Origin of the sequence: Streptomyces torulosus (genome assembly GCF_001419765.1) — a bacterium.
Taxonomy (GTDB): Bacteria; Actinomycetota; Actinomycetes; order Streptomycetales; family Streptomycetaceae; genus Streptomyces; species Streptomyces torulosus.
In genome coordinates this window covers 1-3,937 of the sequence record NZ_LIRK01000847.1, presented here as the reverse complement: position 1 = coordinate 3,937, position 3,937 = coordinate 1, and the positions used below count along the sequence as shown (strand labels likewise).

Below are 3,937 nucleotides of genomic sequence, written 5' to 3'. Positions count from 1 at the left end.
ACGCCGAACTCGTCGCCCGCGGCATGCGCGCGGGCGACGAGTTCGGCGTACCAGGAGGGGGCGAGGCCACGCGGGAGGCTGCCGCAGCAGGCGATCCAGGAGGCGTGGACGGACTGGGTGCGGACGGTCTCCAGGAGGAGTTCCTGCTCGGCGGCGGAGAGTTCGGGGCCCGGCGCGTTGATCTTCGTGAGGACGCCGTCCGCCTCGGCGAGGGCGATGTTGGAGCGGGTCGCCCCGGCCACGGCGACCCGTGCGACCTCGATGCCCTGCGCGTCGAGCAGATCCGCGACGAGCGCGCCGGGCGCGCCGCCCAGCGGCAGGACGGCCACGGTGCGCTGTCCGGCGGCGGCGACCGCGCGGGAGACGTTGACGCCCTTGCCGCCCGGGTCCATGCGTTCGCCGGTGGCCCGGATGACCTCGCCGCGGTCGAGGGAGGGGACCTCGTAGGTGCGGTCGAGGGACGGGTTGGGGGTGACGGTGAGGATCATGCGCGGGCCTTCCGACCGGCGGTACGGCCCGCGACGGAGCCGTTGACGGCCGCCTGACCCGTGGCGTTGCCCGAGGTCCTGCCCGTGGCGTTGCCCGAGGTCCTGCCCGTGGTGTTGCCCGCGGAGGCGCCCGTGCCCCCGCCTGCGCCCGGGACCCGTAGTACTTCGGTGCCGTCGCGTTCGATGGCGAGGGCGTCCTCGGGGCTCAGGCCGCTGTCGGTGATCAGCAGGTCGACATCGCTCAGGGCGCCGAAGCGGGCGAAGTGCTCCTGGCCGCACTTGGAGGAGTCGGCGAGCAGCACCACCCGGCGGGCGGCGGCCATCGCGGCCCGCTTCACCGCGGCCTCGGCGAGGTCGGGGGTGGTGAGACCGCGGGCGGGGGAGAAACCGTTGGCCGCCACGAAGAGCACGTCGGCGCGGATCTCGCCGTAGGCGCGGAGCGCCCACGCGTCCACCGCGGCGCGGGTGCGGTGGCGGACGCGGCCGCCGACCAGGTGGAGTTGGATGCCCGGGTGGTCGGCGAGGCGGGCCGCTATGGGCAGGCTGTGCGTGACCGCGGTGAGCGTGGCCTCCAGCGGGATGGCGGCGGCGAGGCGGGCGACGGTCGTACCGGCGTCGAGGACGACGGTGCCGTCGATCGGCAGTTCGGCGAGGGCGGCCTGCGCGATGCGGTCCTTCTCGTCGGCGGCCGTGCTCTCGCGTTCGGCGAGGTCGGGCTCGAAGTCCAGGCGCCCCGCGGGGATGGCGCCACCGTGGACCCGCTGGACGAGGCCGGCACGGTCCAGGGCCTTCAGGTCGCGCCGGATGGTCTCGGCCGTGACCTGGAACTCCTCCGCCAGCGACACCACGTCCACCCGGCCGCCGTCACGGGCGAGCCGGAGGATCTCCTGCTGCCGCTCCGGTGCGTACATGTCCGTTCGCCTCCGACCGATGCCCGAATTTGTGGTTTCGCTCGGGAGGCTACGCCGGGATTTCCAGAAAGTAAACAGGTTCGGGCACGACTCGGACACAAACGGAGACCGGCCCGGCACCCTCGGGTGCCGGGCCGGTCTCCGCCCCAGTGGTCCTGCCGACCGTCGGCGTATCGACCGTCGGCGTATCGGCCGTCTTCGTATCGGCCGTCTTCGTATCGACCGTCGCCGTATCGGGCGTCGTCGGTCAGCGGGCCAACTGCGGCTCGCGCTCCGCGTCTCCCGTCCCGTTCCCGTCGGTCACCGCGCCCTCGACCTCGACCTGGAACTCACCCGCGACCTCGGCCTCACCCTCGGCCTCGTGGGCGTCGTGCTCGGCCGTCACGGGGTGTCGGGGGAGGGCGAACATCAGCAGGAAGATCGCGAAGAGCACAGCGGCGACCCAGCCGAGGGCGTGTTCGAAGGCGTCGACGAAGGCGGGGCCGATCTCGGCGGGGACGAGAGGCTCGTCCATGGCGCCGAAGAAGACCACGGCCACCAGGCCGAGTCCGAGCGCGTTGCCCATCTGCTGCACCGTGCTGATCAGCCCGGACGCGGAACCCGCGTGCTCACGCGGCACCCCGGAGAGGATCGCGTCGGTCAGCGGGGCCACGATGAGCCCCATGCCCGCGCCCATCACGATCAGCGGGAGCGCCATCTGCCAGGGGGTGATGGCGAGGCCGTACCGCTCGGACTCCCACAGGTAGAGCAGTACACCGGCCGCCATCAGCAGGGCGCCCGCCTGGAGGACCTTGCGGCCGAAGCGTGGGACGAGTTTCTGGACCGACATCCCGGCCGCGACCGAGACGGAGACGGAGAACGGCACGCCGGTCAGGCCGGCCTTCAGGACGCTCCAGCCGAGGCCGGTCTGGAGGTAGAGGGTCCAGACGAGGAAGAACACACCGAGGGCGATGCCGAACACCGTCTGCACCGCGATGCCGGCCGCGAAACTCTTCACCTTGAACAGCGACAGTTCGATCAGCGGGGAGCCGTCACGCGCGGTCTTGTGCCGCTCGTACGCCACCAGCGCCGCGAACACGACCAGCGACCCCGCCATCAGTGCGTACCCCCACAGCGGCCAGTCCAGCTCGTGGCCGCGGGTGAGCGGGTAGAGCAGCATCAGCAGGCCGCCGGTGACGAGGGCGACGCCGACGAGGTCCAGCTTGAGGGCGTGCGGGGCCTTGGACTCGGTGATGAAGCGGCGGCCCAGGACGAGGCCGGCGACGCCGACCGGGAGGTTGATCAGGAAGATCGCCCGCCATTCGAGGCCGAGCGGGTTCCACTCGATGAGCAGGGCGCCGAGCAGCGGGCCGGAGACGGCGCCGAGGCCGACGATCGCGCCGAACAGCCCGAACACCTTGCCGCGTTCGTGCGCGGGGAAGGTGGCGTGGACGATCGACAGCACCTGCGGCACCATCAGCGCGGCCGTCGCGCCCTGTGCGATCCGTGCGGCGACGAGCATCTCCGGGTTCGCGGCGAGGCCGCACAGCGCGGAGGCGACGGTGAAGCCGCCGATGCCGAGGAGGAAGATCCGCCGGCGGCCGTGGATGTCGCCGAGCCGGCCGCCGGTGACGAGTCCGGCGGCGAAGGCGAGGGCGTAGCCGGCGGTGATCCACTGGATCTGGCTGACCGTGGCGGCCTCGCCTCGCTGGATGGAGGGAATCGCGATGTTGACGATCGTGACGTCCACGAGGTCCATGAAGGCGGCGGTCATGACGATGGCGAGGGCGATCCACCGCCTGCGGTCGGCGCCGCCGCCGGGAGAGGCGTCGAGCGCCGTACGGGTGTCGCGCCCCTTCAGGGCGTTCGTGGTTGAGGTCATGGAACGAAGGTAGAACCCCAGTAGGTCAGACTGTGTCCTACTTCTGCGGCATCCTCGAACGCATGACTACGGACACCCCGGCGCGGCTCCTTCAGCTCCTCTCCTTGCTCCAGACGCCCCGCGAGTGGCCAGGCGGTGAGCTGGCCGACCGGCTGGGGGTGTCGCGGCGGACGGTTCGCCGGGACGTCGACCGGCTGCGGGAGCTGGGCTATCCGGTCCAGGCGAGCATGGGGGCGGACGGCGGTTACCGGCTGGTGGCCGGGAAGGCCATGCCGCCGCTGGTGCTGGACGACGAGGAGGCCGTGGCGATCGCGGTGGGGCTGCGGGCCGGGGCCGGGCACGCCGTGGAGGGCGTGGACGAGGCCTCCGTACGGGCGCTGGCCAAGCTGGAGCAGGTACTGCCCTCGCGGCTGCGGCACCGGGTCTCCACGCTCCAGGCCGCCACCACCCCGCTGACCAGCGGCGACGGCGCGACGGTGACGCCCGAGACGCTGACGGTGATCGCGTCGGCGGTGGCGGGCAACGAACGGCTCCGCTTCGCCTACCGCGCCGGCGACGGCGCGGACTCGCGGCGCCACTGCGAGCCGTACCGGCTGGTGTCGACCGGCCGCCGCTGGTACCTGGTCGCCTACGACCTCGACCGCGCCGACTGGCGCACCTTCCGCGTCGACCGCGTC

3 protein-coding genes and 1 pseudogene are annotated in these 3,937 nt (G+C 72.6%); 1 reads left to right on the top strand and 3 read right to left on the bottom strand.

Annotation, left to right across the window (positions count from 1 at the left end):
- The 3 genes and pseudogenes from AOK23_RS41250 to AOK23_RS41240 form a co-directional block, all read right to left on the bottom strand.
- Nucleotides 1-488, bottom strand: a 488-nt coding sequence (locus AOK23_RS41250; protein WP_240496807.1) for a 1-phosphofructokinase family hexose kinase, incomplete at its 3' end; no start/stop codon positions are given.
- Between the two features lie 155 nt (nucleotides 489-643).
- Nucleotides 644-1,399 (bottom strand): annotated as a pseudogene (locus AOK23_RS41245) (DeoR/GlpR family DNA-binding transcription regulator); the annotation flags it as partial.
- Nucleotides 1,400-1,646: 247 nt separating this feature from the next.
- Nucleotides 1,647-3,260 carry an MFS transporter gene (locus AOK23_RS41240; protein ID WP_079050003.1) on the bottom strand — a complete coding sequence of 538 codons (1,614 nt, stop codon included), beginning with the start codon at nucleotides 3,258-3,260 and terminating at the stop codon, nucleotides 1,647-1,649.
- A 62-nt stretch (nucleotides 3,261-3,322) separates the two neighbouring features.
- Between AOK23_RS41240 and AOK23_RS41235 the strand changes: the two genes are divergently transcribed.
- Nucleotides 3,323-3,937: helix-turn-helix transcriptional regulator (locus AOK23_RS41235; protein WP_157878312.1), on the top strand; the 615-nt coding region annotated here is incomplete at its 3' end.